Origin of the sequence: Pseudomonas sp. 2822-15, assembly GCF_002742515.1 — a bacterium.
Classification (GTDB): Bacteria; Pseudomonadota; Gammaproteobacteria; order Pseudomonadales; family Pseudomonadaceae; genus Aquipseudomonas; species Aquipseudomonas salomonii.
In genome coordinates, this window is the sequence record NZ_LJRY01000187.1 from 726,279 (window position 1) to 742,424 (window position 16,146).

13 protein-coding genes are annotated in these 16,146 nt (G+C 59.5%); 2 read left to right on the top strand and 11 right to left on the bottom strand.

Annotated elements, in window-relative coordinates:
- Positions 1-147 precede the first annotated feature (147 nt).
- The 11 genes from AOA59_RS18210 to AOA59_RS18260 form a co-directional block, all read right to left on the bottom strand.
- Positions 148-1,377: a multifunctional CCA addition/repair protein gene (locus AOA59_RS18210; RefSeq protein ID WP_099488592.1), complete on the bottom strand. Its 1,230-nt coding sequence runs from the start codon at positions 1,375-1,377 to the stop codon at positions 148-150.
- 63 nt (positions 1,378-1,440) lie between these two features.
- A complete protein-coding gene (locus tag AOA59_RS18215; RefSeq protein ID WP_017138056.1) occupies positions 1,441-3,006 on the bottom strand; it encodes a SpoVR family protein in 1,566 nt (521 codons plus the stop codon).
- Positions 3,003-4,274: a YeaH/YhbH family protein gene (locus AOA59_RS18220; RefSeq protein ID WP_065929390.1), complete on the bottom strand. Its 1,272-nt coding sequence runs from the start codon at positions 4,272-4,274 to the stop codon at positions 3,003-3,005. Before AOA59_RS18220 ends, AOA59_RS18215 begins: the two co-directional genes overlap by 4 nt.
- A 113-nt stretch (positions 4,275-4,387) precedes the next feature.
- Positions 4,388-6,310, bottom strand: coding sequence for a PrkA family serine protein kinase (locus AOA59_RS18225; RefSeq protein WP_026013778.1), 1,923 nt, complete (start codon positions 6,308-6,310; stop codon positions 4,388-4,390).
- Between the two features lie 285 nt (positions 6,311-6,595).
- Entirely contained in the window at positions 6,596-6,925 is a 330-nt protein-coding gene (glpE, locus tag AOA59_RS18230) for a thiosulfate sulfurtransferase GlpE (RefSeq protein ID WP_069786297.1), read from the bottom strand.
- A gap of 9 nt (positions 6,926-6,934) precedes the next feature.
- The gene (locus tag AOA59_RS18235; RefSeq protein WP_099488594.1) at positions 6,935-7,783 is read right to left on the bottom strand and encodes a symmetrical bis(5'-nucleosyl)-tetraphosphatase; all 849 of its coding nucleotides are present in this window, start codon (positions 7,781-7,783) and stop codon (positions 6,935-6,937) included.
- On the bottom strand, positions 7,783-8,163 hold the full coding sequence (gene apaG / locus AOA59_RS18240; protein ID WP_065929387.1) for a Co2+/Mg2+ efflux protein ApaG: 381 nt from the start codon (positions 8,161-8,163) through the stop codon (positions 7,783-7,785). The genes AOA59_RS18235 and apaG overlap by 1 nt, the downstream gene beginning before the upstream one ends.
- A 231-nt stretch (positions 8,164-8,394) precedes the next feature.
- Complete coding sequence (rsmA, locus tag AOA59_RS18245; RefSeq protein ID WP_056857851.1) at positions 8,395-9,207, bottom strand: 16S rRNA (adenine(1518)-N(6)/adenine(1519)-N(6))-dimethyltransferase RsmA; 813 nt, start codon at positions 9,205-9,207, stop codon at positions 8,395-8,397.
- Complete coding sequence (pdxA, locus tag AOA59_RS18250) at positions 9,204-10,193, bottom strand: 4-hydroxythreonine-4-phosphate dehydrogenase PdxA (RefSeq protein ID WP_099488596.1); 990 nt, start codon at positions 10,191-10,193, stop codon at positions 9,204-9,206. The genes rsmA and pdxA overlap by 4 nt, the downstream gene beginning before the upstream one ends.
- Positions 10,190-11,524 (bottom strand): peptidylprolyl isomerase, encoded by a 1,335-nt coding sequence (locus tag AOA59_RS18255; RefSeq protein ID WP_065929486.1) that lies wholly within the window; start codon positions 11,522-11,524, stop codon positions 10,190-10,192. Before AOA59_RS18255 ends, pdxA begins: the two co-directional genes overlap by 4 nt.
- Positions 11,505-14,315 (bottom strand): LPS-assembly protein LptD, encoded by a 2,811-nt coding sequence (locus AOA59_RS18260; protein ID WP_099488598.1) that lies wholly within the window; start codon positions 14,313-14,315, stop codon positions 11,505-11,507. Before AOA59_RS18260 ends, AOA59_RS18255 begins: the two co-directional genes overlap by 20 nt.
- 130 nt (positions 14,316-14,445) lie before the next feature.
- Here AOA59_RS18260 and AOA59_RS18265 point away from each other — a divergent pair, with 130 nt between their 5' ends.
- Together AOA59_RS18265 and murU are read left to right on the top strand one after the other, a co-directional pair.
- On the top strand, positions 14,446-15,471 hold the full coding sequence (locus tag AOA59_RS18265) for an aminoglycoside phosphotransferase family protein (RefSeq protein WP_099488600.1): 1,026 nt from the start codon (positions 14,446-14,448) through the stop codon (positions 15,469-15,471).
- Entirely contained in the window at positions 15,468-16,145 is a 678-nt protein-coding gene (murU, locus tag AOA59_RS18270; RefSeq protein ID WP_068932279.1) for an N-acetylmuramate alpha-1-phosphate uridylyltransferase MurU, read from the top strand. Before AOA59_RS18265 ends, murU begins: the two co-directional genes overlap by 4 nt.
- Position 16,146: the final 1 nt, after the last annotated feature.

Here is a 16,146-nt window from a genome sequence, read left to right on the forward strand (position 1 = left end):
GTGGGAGCGGGCTTGCCCGCGAAAGCGGTGGGTCAGTCAGAATCAATGTTTACGGTGCCGACGTCTTCGCGGGCAAGGCCGCTCCCACACGTTTTGCGCTTAACTGAATGGCATTGATGTAAGCCCGTCTGCCACACAGAGTAACGACTACAGGTTGTGGTGTTCTTTGTAGGCCTTGAGTACCTTAAGCCGCTCACGCTTGAGCGCCTCGCCCAGCTCCGGGCCTTTGAAACCTTTCTCCAGCAAGGGCGCCACCGGTACTTCGCGAGCCGCCTTGGCTGCGCCGCGTAAATAATCCGCCTGTGGATAACTTCTCTGCTCCAGGCCCTTGCGGCCCCGGGCGTCCATTTCACAACTCACCACAAACTCTTCAAAGCGCTGCGGCCGGCGATACACGTCAAAACTCTGCAGCAACTCCAGCAATGTCGAGGCTTTGAGCTCCAGCGCGCGGTGGCCATGGGTGTGATATTGGCCGACCAGCAGCGCCAGTTCCTGGCAATCCTTCGGCACCTTGAAGCGTTCGTTGACTGCCTTGATCAGCTTCAAACCCGTGTGTTCGTGGGCAATATGCTGCGGCAATTTATCCACGGGCGTCAGGCCTTTACCCAAGTCGTGCAGCAGGCAGGCCCAGCGTACGGTCAGCGGCTGGTGATGCAAGGCGGCCTGTTCGAGCACGCTCAAGGTATGGATGCCGGTGTCTATTTCCGGGTGATGGGCGGCAGGTTGTGGCACGCCAAATAGTGCATTCACTTCGGGCATCAGGGTTTTCAGCGCGTCGCAGTCGCGCAGTACCTGAATAAACACTTGAGGCTGATCCTCCATCAGCGCCCTGGAAATTTCTTTCCAGCTGCGCTCCGGAGTCAAGGCTTGCAGTTCGCCGGACTCGCTGAGTTGGCGCATCAACTCCAGGGTTTGCGGGGCCACGGTAAAACCCAGGTGGGCATAACGCGCAGCGAAGCGCGCAACACGCAGCACTCGCAAGGGATCTTCGGCGAACGCGGGTGAAACGTGGCGAAGAATGCGCGCTTCAAGGTCGCTCTGACCGCCATAAGGATCGGTCAGGTTGCCGTCATCATCCTCGGCCATGGCGTTGATGGTCAGGTCGCGGCGAATCAGGTCTTCTTCCAGCGTCACCTCGGGGCTGGCGTGAAACACAAAGCCGCCATAACCTCGACCGCTCTTGCGTTCGGTGCGGGCCAGGGCGTATTCGTCGCCGTTCTTGGGGTCCAGAAATACCGGAAAGTCAGCGCCGACCGGCTTGTAGCCTTTGGCGAGCATTTCTTCAGTGGTCGCCCCCACCACAACGCGGTCAATATCGGTGACGCTGAGGCCGAGCAGGCGATCACGCACCGCACCGCCGACTGTGTAGATTTTCATGAAAAAGCCTCCATTAGCGGCACAGGATACCGCCTGTGCCGGGCCAATGGAGGCTTTGCTGTTTCAGAGATGTACGACGGCCAGGTCCAGGCGGCCGTAGTCGTTATCGTTGTGGTCGGTGCGTGGTGGCACATGGTGGGTTTTCATCACCTGATCGCCCTGCAGGGTTTCCAGGTGAATGTCGAAGCCCCACAGCCGGTGCAGGTGTTTGAGCACTTCTTCGGTGGATTCGCCCAAGGGTTTGCGGTCGTGCTGCTGGTGACGCAAGGTCAGCGAGCGGTCGCCGCGTACGTCGATGCTGTAGATCTGCACGTTGGGCTCACGGTTGCCCAGGTTGTACTGCGCCGCCAGGGTTTCACGGATGGTGCGGTAGCCGGGTTCATCGTGGATGGCAGGCACCACAAGATCATCCTTGAGGTCGTCATCGAGAATGCTGAACAGCTTGAGGTCGCGAATCACCTGGGGTGACAGGTACTGCAGGATAAAACTTTCATCCTTGAAGCTGCTCATGGCGAACTTGATGGTCGACAACCAATCACTCCCGGCGATTTCCGGGAACCAGCGGCGGTCTTCTTCGGTGGGGTGTTCACACATGCGCCGGATGTCCCGATACATGGCAAAGCCCAGCGCGTACGGGTTGATGCCGCTGTAATACGGGCTGTCAAACCCGGGCTGGAACACCACGCTGGTATGGGAGGTAAGGAACTCCATCATGAAGCCGTCGGTGACCAGGCCTTCGTCGTACAGGTCGTTCATCAAGGTGTAGTGCCAGAACGTCGCCCAACCTTCGTTCATCACCTGGGTCTGGCGCTGTGGATAAAAGTACTGGGCGATCTTGCGCACAATCCGCACGATTTCCCGTTGCCATGGCTCCAGCAGCGGTGCGTGTTTTTCCAGAAAATACAGGATGTTTTCCTGAGGTTCGGCGGGGAAGCGTGCATTGTCTTTGTCGCTGTTTTTGCCGGCCTTTTTAGGAATCGTGCGCCACAGGTCGTTGATCTGCTTTTGCAGGTGCTCCTCACGCTCCTTCTGGCGCAGCCGTTCTTCCTCGGCAGAAATCGGATACGGGCGTTTGTAGCGGTCGACGCCGTAATTCATCAGCGCGTGGCAGGAGTCGAGCAAGTCCTCTACCGCATCGATGCCATGGCGTTCCTCGCATTGCATGATGTACTGCTTGGCGAACACCAGGTAATCGATGATTGAACTGGCATCGGTCCAGGTGCGGAACAGGTAGTTGCCCTTGAAGAAGCTGTTATGCCCGTAGCACGCGTGGGCCACCACCAGCGCCTGCATGCAGATGGTGTTTTCTTCCATCAGGTAAGCGATGCACGGGTCGGAGTTGATCACGATCTCGTAGGCCAGGCCCATCTGGCCACGGGTGTAGGACTTCTCGGTACTGAGGAAGTGTTTGCCGTAGGACCAGTGGTGGTAGCCCAAGGGCATGCCGACCGAGGCGTAGGCATCCATCATCTGTTCGGCGGTGATCACTTCGATCTGGTTGGGGTAGGTGTCCAGGGCATAACCCGCCGCGATGCGGCTGATTTCCCGGTCATAGGCCTGGATCAGTTCAAAGGTCCACTCGGAGCCGGTGGAAATGGGTTGGCGCTTATGCTCTTTTTTGGCGGTCATGTCACTAACCTGCGCTGGAAGAGTTCACGGAAGACCGGGTAAATATCGCCGGCCGAGACCAGTTGCTGCTGGGCGAACGTATCGGCGAAGGCTTCGCCGATGCGCTCGTATTCGAACCACAGTGCCTGGTGCTCACGAGGGGTGATTTCGACGTAGGTGTAGTACTGCACAAACGGCATGATCTGGTTGATCAGGATGTCGCGGCAGATCGGCGAGTCATCGTTCCAGTTGTCGCCGTCGGAAGCTTGCGCGGCGTAGATGTTCCACTCATTGGCAGGGTAGCGCTCGGCCATGATTTCCTGCATCAGCTTCAAGGCGCTGGACACAATGGTGCCGCCGGTTTCCCGCGAATAGAAAAACTCTTCTTCGTCCACTTCCCGGGCGCTGGTGTGATGGCGGATGAACACCACGTCGATCTTGTCGTAGTTCCGCTTAAGGAACAGGTACAGCAGAATGAAGAAGCGCTTGGCAATGTCCTTGGTGGCCTGGGTCATGGAGCCGGACACGTCCATCAGGCAGAACATCACCGCCTTGGAGCTGGGGTTGGGTTGCTTGACCAGCAAGTTGTACTTCAGGTCGAAGGTGTCGAGGAACGGCACGCGGTGAATGCGCGCGCTGAGTTTCTCGATTTCCGCCTCGATTTGCTGGATATCGCCGAAGTTATCCGGCTCTTCGCGCTTTAAGCGCACCAGTTCTTCCTTGGCCTCCTTCAATTTGGCGCGGCTGCTACCGGACAATGCGATACGCCGTGCATGGGCCGAGCGCAGCGTGCGAATGATGTTGATGCGGGACGGGTTGCCCTCGTTGCTGATCCCCGCGCGCACGGTCTTGAAGGTGTCGGTGCCGGTCAGGTTGCGTTTGACCAGGTTCGGCAGTTCCAGGTCTTCAAACATGAACTCCAGGAACTCTTCCTGGGTGATCTGAAACACGAACTCGTCCATGCCTTCGCCGGAATTACCCGCTTTGCCTGGGCCTTTACCGCCGCCACCACCTTGGGGACGCTGGATGTGCTCGCCGGTGGTGAACTCCTTGTTGCCGGGGTGCACAACGGTCTGTTTGCCGCCTCGACCGTGGTGCAGCACCGGTTCGTCGATGTCGCGTCCGGGAATGCTGATTTGCTCGCCATGCTCCATGTCGGTAATGGAGCGGCGGCTGACGGCCTCTTCAACGGCCTTTTTGATGTGGTCACGGTAACGCCGCAGGAAACGCTGACGGTTTACCGTGCTCTTGTTCTTGCCATTGAGGCGTCGGTCGATCACATAGCTCATGGGGAGCCCTCCGGGCAGCTTCACGTTACAAGCTTCAAGCCGCGAGCTGGAAGCTTAGAGACAAGCGGTCGGCCGCCAGGCCATAAGCCTGGCAGCACGCGCCTGTGGCTGCCTTACTGCGATTTGCGCACCCGCAGATACCACTCGGAGAGCAGCCGTACCTGTTTGTCGGTGTAGCCGCGTTCGACCATGCGTGTAACAAAGTCGTTGTGTTTTTGCTGGTCCTCCTTGCTGGCCTTGGCGTTGAAGCTGATAACCGGCAGCAGGTCCTCGGTGTTGGAGAACATTTTCTTCTCGATGACCACCCGCAGTTTCTCGTAGCTGAGCCAGGTAGGGTTCTTGCCGTTGTTGTTGGCGCGGGCGCGCAGCACGAAGTTGACGATTTCGTTGCGGAAATCCTTCGGATTGCTGATGCCGGCCGGTTTTTCGATCTTCTCCAGTTCCTCGTTGAGGGCCACGCGGTTGAGGATCTCGCCGGTTTCCGGGTCGCGGTACTCCTGGTCCTGAATCCAGAAGTCGGCGTACAGCACGTAGCGGTCGAAGATGTTCTGGCCGTACTCGCTGTAGGACTCCAGGTACGCAGTCTGGATTTCCTTGCCGATGAACTCGATGTAGCGCGGCGCCAGGTATTCCTTGAGGAAGCGCAGGTAGCGTTCGCGGGTTTCGGCCTGGAATTGTTCCTGTTCGATCTGCTGTTCCAGCACATAGAGCAGGTGCACCGGGTTGGCGGCGATCTCGTGTGGGTCGAAGTTAAAGACTTTGGACAGGATCTTGAATGCAAAGCGTGTCGACAGACCGTTCATGCCCTCGTCCACGCCCGCCGTATCGCGGTACTCCTGGATCGACTTGGCTTTCGGATCGGTGTCCTTGAGGTTTTCGCCGTCATACACGCGCATTTTGGAGTAGATGTTGGAGTTTTCCGGCTCCTTGAGGCGCGAGAGCACGGTGAACTGGGCGAGCATCTTCAGGGTGTCCGGCGCGCAATGCGCCTTGGCGAGAGAACTGTTGAAGAGCAGCTTGTCGTAGATCTTGATCTCATCGCTGACCCGCAGGCAGTACGGCACCTTGACGATGTAGATCCGGTCGATGAAGGCTTCGTTGTTCTTGTTGTTGCGGAAGGTGTGCCATTCCGATTCGTTGGAGTGGGCCAGCAGGATCCCGGTAAACGGAATCGCGCCCAAGCCTTCGGTACTGTTGTAGTTACCCTCTTGGGTGGCGGTGAGCAGTGGGTGCAGCACCTTGATCGGCGCCTTGAACATCTCCACAAATTCCATCAGGCCCTGGTTGGCCCGGCACAGTGCGCCCGAGTAGCTGTAGGCGTCGGCGTCGTTCTGTGGGAATTCTTCCAGTTTGCGGATATCGACCTTGCCTACCAACGCCGAGATGTCCTGGTTGTTCTCGTCGCCGGGCTCGGTCTTGGCCACGCCGATCTGGTTGAGGATCGACGGGTAGAGTTTCACCACGCGGAACTGGCTGATGTCGCCGCCAAACTCCGACAGGCGCTTGGTGGCCCATGGCGACATGATGGTGTTGAGGTAGCGGCGTGGGATGCCGAAGTCTTCTTCGAGGATCGCGCCATCTTCCGTGGCGTTGAACAGTCCCAGAGGCGACTCGAACACCGGCGAGCCCTTGATCGCGTAGAAGGGCACCTTCTCGATCAGTTGTTTGAGCTTTTCCGCCAGGGACGACTTGCCGCCGCCGACCGGGCCGAGCAGGTAGAGGATCTGTTTCTTCTCTTCCAGGCCTTGGGCGGCATGCCGGAAGTAGGAGACGATCTGGTCGATGCATTCTTCCATGCCGTGGAAGTCTTCAAAGGCCGGGTAGCGGCGGATCACCTTGTTGGAGAATATTCGCGACAGGCGCGAATTGTTCGAGGTGTCTACCAGCTCCGGCTCACCAATCGCCAACAGCAGGCGTTCGGCGGCAGATGCGTAGGTGCTGCGGTCCTTTTTGCACAGCTCGAGATACTCCTGCAGGGTAAGTTCTTCCTGCTGGGTGGACTCAAAGCGTTGTTGGAAGTGGCTAAAGATACTCATGACGTCGTCACCTCGCTCGATACGTGGAGCCGACGCCGGATCAATCAGTCGATGCTGGCAGCCCTTGGCAATCGCCACTGGCTGTTTTCCCCCCAGAACACCCTGAAACGCTACCGATGACCCGCACGCCGGTGTACCGGCTCTCCCCTGATTCGGATGGCCTGCGCTTAAGGATAGTTCGGAATCCGGGAGGTCAAGGCGCGATGCGCAATTAGTTTGGCTGCGCCGTTCGTCAGAAACGGCGCAAGCCCAAGCGTCACGCGGGGTAGCGGGGTGTGAAAAAAATTATTGCGAATCGCCAGAGGCAATTTCTGCAGGATAGGTCGTGCGCCACAGCTCAAAGCCGCCGTCCAGGCTATAGACGTCGGAGAAGCCCTGGCTGATCAGATAGGCCGCTGCGCTCTGGCTGGAATTGCCGTGGTAGCAGGCCACGATCACTGGCGCGTCGAGGTCGGCGGCGCGGATGAAGTCTTGGATGTTGTGGTTATCCAGGTGCTGCGCGCCACTGATGTGGCCTGCTGCATAGGTCGGCTGGTCGCGAATGTCGACCACCACGGCGCCTTGCTCGCGCAGGGCCTGGGCTTGTTCGGGAGGGATACGTTTGAATTCGCTCATGGCGGGCTCCTAGGGCTTGGCGCCCGGCAGTGTGACAGAAGGGGGAGGTTCGCACTGGCAGCTCAGGCGCTCGCCGGTGTCGATGTTCATCAGGGTCATGGCGCCGCCCCACACGCAACCGGTGTCGAGGGCGAACACGCCGGGTTCTTCGCATTTGCCTTCCAGGGCCGCCCAGTGACCGAAGATGATCTTCGTGTCACGGGTCTTGCGTTCCTTGTGGGCAAACCATGGCTTATAACCGGGCAGCGCAGTGTCGGCGCCTTCCTTGCTCTTTAGGTCCAGCTTGCCTTCGGCGGTGCAGAAGCGCATGCGTGTGAAGTAGTTGGTGATCACGCGCAGTCGGGCCACGCCGGTGAGGTCATTGTCCCACTTGACCGGCTCGTTGCCGTACATGCCGTCGAGGTAGGCGGTGTACAGGTTGTCATCGGCCAGGGCAATTTCGACTTCGGCGGCACACTTGAGGGCTTTCTTCAGTGTCCATTGGGGCGGGATGCCGGCATGCACCAAGGCCATGTTGCGGCCTTCGTCGTAATGCATGAGCTTTTGGCGGCGCAGCCAGTCCAGCAATTCAGTTCTGTCCGGCGCTTCCAGGATCTCGCGCAGGGTGTCGCCTTTTTTCAAGCGTTCGATGTTATTGCCGGCCGCCAGCAGGTGCAGGTCATGGTTGCCCAGCACGCACACCAATGAATCGCGCATCTTATAAAGAAAGCGCAGGGTCTCGAGGGACTCGGGGCCGCGATTGACCAGGTCGCCGACCAGCCACAAGCGGTCGCTCGCCGGGTTGAAGGCTACGCGCTCCAGCAGGCATTTGAGGGGTTCCAGGCAGCCTTGCAGGTCACCGACCGCGTACGTCGTCATCAGTGCAGGGCTCCGGGCACTGCGAGGCGAAACGGCGCGATGATGGCGTCGAACAGTTTTCCGTCGGTGGCTTTCATCTGATACGAGCCCTGCATGGTGCCGACCTTGGAGGTCATCACTGTGCCGCTGCTGTAGGTATGGCTGGCGCCGATGTCGATCAACGGCTGCTGACCAACCACGCCGGCACCACGCACTTCCTCGACCTGACCGTCGCCATCGGTAATTACCCAGTGGCGCGACAGCAGTTTGGCCGGCACCTGCCCGTTGTTCTTCACCGTGATGGTGTAGGCAAAGGCATAACGATTGTCTTCGGGGTGTGATTGGTCCGCCAGGAAGCGGGTGACGACGCTGACGTCGATCTGGTAGCGAGGATCGGACATGCAAGAGGCCTTAAGAGCAAAAGCGGAGGACAGCAGATGCGGATCAGTCTAGGCCATGAGCGGGGCACTAGGCCAGACATGTGTCGGGCAGCCGGCAAGCGTTATCGGTATAACGCAGCGCAAATGTGGGAGCGGGCTTGCTCGCGAATGCAGTGTGTCAGTCACAGAGTGTGTAACTGATGCACCGTCATCGCGGGCAAGCCCGCTCCCACAGGGGTATCGAGTTGCAGCTTATTCCACGGTTGGCGCGGGCTGGATCGCAAGCTGATCAGCCAGGCGCACAAATGCGGCCAGGTCCAGCTGCTCGGGGCGCAGTCCGCCGTCGACGCCGGCGGCTTCGATCTCGGCGTTGCTCAACAGCGCCTTGAGGGTGTTGCGCAGAGTCTTGCGGCGTTGGTTGAACGCTTCGCGTACCACGCGCTCCAGCAGCTTGTGGTCTTTGGCCGGGTGCGGCAGCACCGCGTGCGGCACCAGGCGCACGATGGCCGAGTCGACCTTCGGCGGCGGGTTGAAGGCGCCAGGGCCGACGTTGAACAGGTGCTCTACGCGGCAATGGTACTGAACCATGATCGACAGGCGGCCCCAATCACCACCGCCTGGGCCTGCGGCCAAACGCTCAACCACTTCCTTTTGCAGCATGAAGTGCATGTCGCGGATGATCCCGGCGTTGTTCAGCAGGTGAAAAATCAGCGGCGTGGAGATGTTGTACGGCAGGTTGCCGACCACGCGCAGGCTGTTGGGCGCGGCGTTGAGGCTGTTGAAGTCGAACTTCAGCGCGTCGCCCTGGTGCAGGTTGAAGTTGGGCATGCCGGCAAATTGCTGGTTGAGGATCGGGATCAGGTCCTTGTCCAGTTCAACCACGTCCAACTGGCCGCCGCTGTTGAGCAGGCCTTGGGTCAAGGCGCCCTGGCCCGGGCCGATTTCCAGCAAGCGGTCTTCCGGCTTGGCATGGATGGAGCGCAGGATACGGTCGATCACACCAGCGTCGTGCAGGAAGTTTTGACCGAAGCGCTTGCGCGCCCGGTGTTGGTAATGCTCAGTCATATACGGGTCTCGGCCATCTGATAGGCGGTTTCCAGGGCCACGTGCAGGCTGCCGGTATCGATCTTGCCGCTGCCCGCCAGGTCCAGGGCGGTGCCATGGTCGACGGAGGTGCGGATGATCGGCAGGCCCAGTGTTACGTTGACTGCGGCGCCGAAGCCTTTGTACTTCAGCACGGGCAGCCCCTGGTCATGGTACATCGCCAGCACTGCGTCGCAGTGCTCCAGATATTTGGGGGTAAACAGAGTGTCTGCAGGCAATGGGCCACGCAGGTCCATGCCTTCTTGGCGCAGGCGCTCTAATGTCGGTTCAATGATGTCGATTTCTTCATGGCCCAAATGACCGCCTTCACCGGCATGCGGGTTGAGCCCGCACACCAGGATGCGCGGTTGGGCAATGCCGAACTTCTGTTGCAGGTCGGCGTGCAGGATGCGTGTGACGCGCTCTACACGCTCGGCAGTGATGGCATCGGCGATATCGCGCAACGGCAGGTGCGTGGTTACCAGCGCAACCCGCAGGCCGCGCGTGGCCAGCATCATCACGACTTGTTCGGTATGGGTCAGCTCGGCGAGAAATTCGGTATGGCCGGAAAAGGCAATGCCGGATTCGTTGATCACGCCTTTATGCACCGGGGCGGTGATCATGCCGGCGAAGTCGCCGTCGATGCAGCCTTGGCCGGCACGCGTCAGGGTTTGCAGCACAAACGCCGCGTTGGCCTTGTCCAGTTGCCCGGCTACCACCTTGGCTGCCAGCGGCGTGTTCCACACATACAGGCTGCCGGCCGGGGCGGGCAGGTCGGGCCAGTTGCCCGGCGCCACGTCCAGCAAGGTGACAGCCACACCCAGCTGCGCGGCCCGCTCAAGGAGCAGGTCGCGGCTGGTAATGGCAATCAGGGGGTGTGGCTGAGGGTGCGAGGCGAGCAGCAGGCACAGGTCTGGACCAATGCCGGCCGGCTCGCCGGGTGTTACCGCGAAACGCTGGGGTTTCACTGTGCTGCCTGGTCGGTGCCTGTTTGCTCGGCGCCTGGCAGCTTGTTCTCTACGTAGGCTTCGTCACGAATCTGACGCAACCAGGTTTGCAGCTCTTCGTCGTACTTGCGGTTACGCAGCACGGTCAGGGCTTGTTGCTCGCGGGCCTGGGTGGTGTTGTCGGTGGCGCGACGGCCAAGGACTTCCAGGACGTGCCAGCCATATTGAGTCTTGAACGGCTTGGACAGAACGCCTTGCGGGGTCTTGGCCATGACTTCCTGGAACTCCGGCACCAGCGCTTTCGGGTCGATCCAGTTCAGGTCGCCACCGTTGAGGGCGGAACCCGGGTCTTCCGAGAAGCTCTTGGCCAGGGTGGCGAAGTCTTCACCGCCTTCGATGCGTTCATAGATCTTCTGGGCCAGCTCCTTGGTTTGCGCCTCGGTGCGGATTTCGCTTGGTTTGACCAGGATATGACGAACATGCACTTCGTCTTTCAGCGAGGTCTCGCCGCCGCGTTTGCCGAGCAACTTGAGGATGATGAAACCGCCTGGCGTACGCGCCGGCTGTGTGATGTCACCCACATTCATGGCGCTCAGCTCACGGTCGAACGGAGGTGGCAGTTGCGCGGCTTTACGCCAGCCCATGTCACCGCCGTCCAGGGCGTTGTCGCTGCCGGACATGGCGATGGCCGTCTGGGCAAAGTCAGCACCGGCTTTCAGGCGATCATAAATAGCCTGGGTTTTCGCCGCAGCGGCATTGAGCTGCTCGGAGCTGGCGCTGTCCGGGGTTGGAACCAGGATATTGGCCAGGTGCAGTTCTTCGGAGAGCTGCATCTTGCCCAAGTCCGAGGCCAGGAAGTTCTTCACTTCCTGCTCAGACACCTGAACCCGCTCCGCTACACGGCGCTGACGCACACGGCTGATGATCATTTCACGCTTGATCTGGTCACGGGCGTCTTCATAAGACAAACCGTCGTGGGCCAGGGCGGCCTTGAACTGGTCAATGCTCATGTTATTGCGCTGAGCGATGGTGCCGACGGCCTGGTTCAGTTCTTCGTCCGAAATACGGATGCCGGAGCGCTCGCCGATCTGCAGTTGCAGGTTTTCGACGATCAGGCGCTCAAGTACCTGTGGGTCCAGCACGCTGGTAGGCGGTACGCCGCCGCCACGTTTGGCGATGGTTTGCTGAACTTCCTTGACCCGTTGGTCGAGTTGGCTCTGCATGATCACGTCGTTATCGACGATGGCCACTACCTTGTCCAGCTGTTGAACCGCAGCGTGCGCCGATGCGGCCCCCAGGAACAGCGCGCCCAGCACTAGCGGGCGCAAGCAATCAGAAAGCTTGGTCTTCACGTTCACGATAACCTTCAATGCCTTTGTCGAGGAAGCTCTCTACCTTGGCGCCGGTCAGGCCGCCGAGTCCTTTGAGGACGATCTGGAAGAAGAGCCCGTGGTCACCCTTTTCGTTAAGCGGGGCGATCTGGCTGTATTCGTCGTTGGAAACCCAGTAACGGTTGATGACGCGCAGTTTCCAGCAGCAGTTGTCGTACTCGAAACCACCGAAGGCTTCCAGCGTACGGTTGCGGGCATAGTCATACTGCCAGCGGGTGATCAGGTTCCACTGCGGAATGATCGGCCACATCATCGAGAAGTCGTGTTGCTGGATTTTGTAGTAATCCTTCACGAAGTTCGCGTCGCCTGGTTGCCCGTAGTCACCACCGAACTGCCATTTGCCGGTCAGTTGGTTGTAGACCACTTGGTCGTTGCGATAGCGATAGCCGACGTTGATGATCTTGTTCGGGTTGTCTTCCGGCTGGTAGTGAAGCATTGCACTGCCGGAGCGGGTGCTATGTTCTTCGGTGTCCCAGTTGAAGTCGGCTGTGGCGCGCCAATCGCGGTTGTAGCGGTATTCGTATTCCAGGGCAACAGGCGACACGTCGGACTGTGCGTCGGAGCGGTCGGAAGCAAGGACGCCCGGCAATTGAACCTGGCGATCCTTGAAGTACACCGCCTGACCTACGGACACACGCTGACGTTCGAAGCCGTTGTCTTCAATCCAGCGGCTGGTCACGCCCAGGGACAGCTTGTTCTCATCGCCAATCCGGTCGGTGCCGCTGAAGCGGTTGTCGCGGAACAGCGAGGAGTAGCTGAACGAGTATTCACTGGTGTCGAATACCGGGATATCGCTCTGGTCCTTGTTAGGCACATAGAGATAGAACGCGCGCGGTTCCAACGTCTGGCGATAGTCCTTGCCGAACCAGTTGGTATTGCGGTCGAAGTACAGGCCGCTGTCGATACTGGCGATTGGAATAGCGCGGTCCTGGGAGCTCTTGAAGTCGCCACCAGCATAAGGATTAGCCGCAGTCGATGCCGCTTGTTGCGCGATGATCTGGTTCTTACCGGTGCTGTCCAGGTCAAGATCGTACTTGGTGTACACATACTTGAGCTTCGGCGTAATAAAACCGTAGGTCCAGTTCATCGGGTAATCAACAGCCGGCGCGACGTTCAGTCGAGTACCGTTGGCACGGGTCAGGCCCGTAACAAAAGTATCGAGGCGAGGCGTAACCAGGTTGTTCTCATCGGTAAAGTTGCCGTTTTCCAGGTCACGATCAAACCGAACAGCTTCGGTTTCATAGGTGAAGTTCACACCACCTGGATGGTACGGCAGCATCCCGTTGAAGGTGATCTGCGGCAACCGGTTGTAGGGGGTGATCTGGGAAATCGTCGCGAGCTGGTAAGCCTGCAGGTTCAGGCGCGCCTGATAGGAGTCGCCGCGGTAAGTGACGGCGCCCTGCTGGTTGACGAAATCTCGAGGCTGGATGCCTTCCTGATAAGTCTTGAGGTCCTGGAAGAAGTAAGGGTCGCTGATGTTGGTGTAGTCGACCTGGGTCGATACTCGCGAATCCAGCCCGCCTTTGTGCTGCCAGTTGAGCATGTAACGGGTTTTTTCGTAATCAGTCTGATTCTTGCGCTCGTCGCTGTCGTCGTTCAGGTACGCGCCGCCGAACTGACCTTCGCTGGACTTGGTGAGATAGCGGAATTCGCCCTCTACCATCATGCCGCGCTTGGTCATGTATTGCGGGTACAACGTGGCGTCGTAGTTTGGCGCCAGGTTGAAGTAGTACGGCGTAACCAGTGTAAAGCCGGTTTCGCTGCCGGTGCTGAAGCTTGGCGGCAGGAAGCCGGATTGACGACGGTCGTCGATCGGGAAGTAGATGTACGGGGTATAGAGGATCGGGATGTTCTTGATCCGCAACGTCGCGTTGGTGGCCGTACCGAAACCGGTGGCCGGGTTCAACGTGATGTTGTTGCCCTTGAGCTGCCAGGCGTTGCTGTCCGGCTCGCAGGTGGTGTACGTACCGTCCTTGAGACGGATGATCGCGTTTTCGGCACGTTTGGCGTACAGCGCGTTACCGCGAACGCGCGACTTGTGCAGCACGTATTCGGCGTTGTCGATCTGGGCCGCACCGGTATCGAGTTGCACCTCGGCGTGGTCGCCGACGATCAGGGCGCCGTTGTCGCGCAGACGCACATCGCCGTTCAGCTCGCCACGGTTCTCGGCCTGGTACAGGTTGGCTTCCTGAGCCTCCAGCTGCATGCTGCCCTGGCGCATGACGACGTCACCGGCCAGGGTCGCAACCTGCTGTTCCTGCTCGTAACGAGACACCTTGGCACCGATGAAGGTCGGCGAATCGCTTTTGTCCGTCTTGTCGTTCATGCCAGGACGGGTCGGCTCGATATACGCGCCGGAGCAATACGGGCCGGTCTCAGCCAGTTGGGCTGCGGTCAGCTTGTCGCGAGGCACCCAGTCCAGGTGGCTGTAGTCGGCACTGCGCGAACGCAGGCCACGGCCCTTGGACTCGGTGACCAGGGTGGTCTTCGGCTCGGCCGCAGCGCTGCCGCCAGCATCGGCTTGCGCCGTGCTGCCAGCGGCGCTGACGGCTGCACCGTCGTGCACCGGGCGCGGTGGTAATGGGGCTGCGGCGGTTTTTGGCGCGCAATCCCAGGCACCCGAAGCAGAGACTGAGCAGTCATACTGTTCCGCGGCGACCACGAATGAGGTGGCGAAAGGTTGCATGGCCAGCAGACTGCCGGTTACCAGCAACGGAAATTTTCTACGAAACGCGGGGGATTTCAATGCCATCTTATTAGTCCGGGCTTCCTGCGTGCCATCTGCCCGCGGTTTGGGCCGCACGCCTCTCGATGGTCTGAAAAAGATGCGTGATAATAAAGCATGACCCGCTTGACGGCTAGCGCCGTCGGAGACCCTTGTAATGCCCGAGCAAGATCTACGTTTACAACAGCTGAAAGTTTGGCTGGATGAGCAGTTGCCGATCCTTTTCAACGCTCAGGACTGGGGTGTCGTACCTCCGGCCACATTGACCGCGGCCAGCAGCGACGCGAGTTTCAGGCGTTATTTCCGCTGGGAGGGCGGCGGTCGCACGTTCGTCGTCATGGACGCTCCACCGCCCCAGGAAAACTGCAAACCTTTCGTCGATATCGCTGATTTACTCGCGAAATCGGGAATAAATGTGCCAAAAATTTATGCAGAAGATTTGCCGCGCGGCTTTCTTTTGCTTAATGACCTGGGCAGAAAAACCTATCTGGACGTGATTGACGAACAAAACGCCGACGAATTGTTCGCCGATGCCATCGACGCATTGCTGGCTTTTCAGCAATTGCCGATGGACGCACCGCTGCCCAGCTATGATGTGGCCTTGTTGCGCCGTGAGCTGGAATTGTTTCCGCAGTGGTACGTGCGCCGGCATTTGGGTATCGAATTCGACACCCGGCAGCAGGCCTTGTGGCAGCGCGTCAGCGATCACCTGATCGACAGTGCCCTGGCCCAGCCCAAAGTGCTGGTGCATCGCGACTACATGCCGCGCAACCTGATGATCAGCGAGCCGAACCCCGGCGTGCTGGATTTCCAGGACGCAGTCTACGGCCCGGTTACCTATGACATCACGTGTCTGTTCAAGGACGCGTTTCTCAGCTGGCCCAAGGCCCGCGTGCGCGAGTGGCAGCGCGGCTACTGGGCGCGTGCCGGCGCGTTGGGCATCCCGGTGCAGACCGATTTCGAGGAGTTCCTGCGGGCCAGCGACCTGATGGGCGTGCAGCGCCACCTCAAGGTCATCGGTATTTTTGCGCGCATCTGCCATCGCGACGGCAAGCCACGCTATCTGGCCGACGTGCCGCGTTTCTTTGCTTATATAGAAGACGTACTGGCCGACCGGCCTGAGCTGGACGAGTTGGGTGAGTTGCTCGCCAGCCTGCGTGAACCGGCCGAGGTGCGCGTATGAAGGCCATGATTCTGGCCGCCGGCAAAGGTGAGCGGATGCGTCCGCTCACGTTGCACACGCCCAAACCGCTGGTGGAGGCGGGCGGCAAGCGTTTGATCGAGTATCACCTGGAGGCGCTGGCCAGGGCCGGCTTCACCGATATCGTGATCAACCATGCCTGGCTCGGCCAGCAGATTGAAAGCTATCTGGGTGATGGTGCGCAGTTTGGCTTGCGCATTCAGTATTCAGCCGAGGGCGAGCCACTGGAAACCGGCGGCGGGATTTTCAAGGCATTGCCGCTGCTGGGCGACGAGCCTTTCCTGTTGGTCAACGGCGATATCTGGACGGACTTCGATTTCGCCAGTCTGCACAACAAGGCGCTGGAAGGGCTTGCCCACTTGGTCATGGTCGACATGCCTGCCCATGCGCCAACGGGAGGCGACTTTTATTTGGACAACGGTCTGCTTCATGATGCCGCGCCCGGTGCCGATAACCTGACCTTCAGTGGCATATCAGTGCTCGACCCACAGTTGTTTGCGGGCTGCAGCGCCGGTGCCTTCAAACTGGCGCCGCTGTTGCGGGAGGCCATGGCCAAAGGTCTGGTAACGGGAGAGCACATGACAGGACGCTGGATTGATGTCGGCACGCTGGAGCGTCTGGCGCAGGTTGAAACCTTGCTGACTGCGGAGCAATAAG

Coding starts and splice junctions, on each gene's coding strand:
- AOA59_RS18210 (WP_099488592.1), bottom strand. CDS start 1,377: ATGAAAATCTACACAGTCGGCGGTGCGGTGCGTGATCGCCTGCTCGGC.
- AOA59_RS18215 (WP_017138056.1), bottom strand. CDS start 3,006: ATGACCGCCAAAAAAGAGCATAAGCGCCAACCCATTTCCACCGGCTCC.
- AOA59_RS18220 (WP_065929390.1), bottom strand. CDS start 4,274: ATGAGCTATGTGATCGACCGACGCCTCAATGGCAAGAACAAGAGCACG.
- AOA59_RS18225 (WP_026013778.1), bottom strand. CDS start 6,310: ATGAGTATCTTTAGCCACTTCCAACAACGCTTTGAGTCCACCCAGCAG.
- glpE (WP_069786297.1), bottom strand. CDS start 6,925: ATGAGCGAATTCAAACGTATCCCTCCCGAACAAGCCCAGGCCCTGCGC.
- AOA59_RS18235 (WP_099488594.1), bottom strand. CDS start 7,783: ATGACGACGTACGCGGTCGGTGACCTGCAAGGCTGCCTGGAACCCCTC.
- apaG (WP_065929387.1), bottom strand. CDS start 8,163: ATGTCCGATCCTCGCTACCAGATCGACGTCAGCGTCGTCACCCGCTTC.
- rsmA (WP_056857851.1), bottom strand. CDS start 9,207: ATGACTGAGCATTACCAACACCGGGCGCGCAAGCGCTTCGGTCAAAAC.
- AOA59_RS18260 (WP_099488598.1), bottom strand. CDS start 14,315: ATGGCATTGAAATCCCCCGCGTTTCGTAGAAAATTTCCGTTGCTGGTA.
- AOA59_RS18265 (WP_099488600.1), top strand. CDS start 14,446: ATGCCCGAGCAAGATCTACGTTTACAACAGCTGAAAGTTTGGCTGGAT.
- murU (WP_068932279.1), top strand. CDS start 15,468: ATGAAGGCCATGATTCTGGCCGCCGGCAAAGGTGAGCGGATGCGTCCG.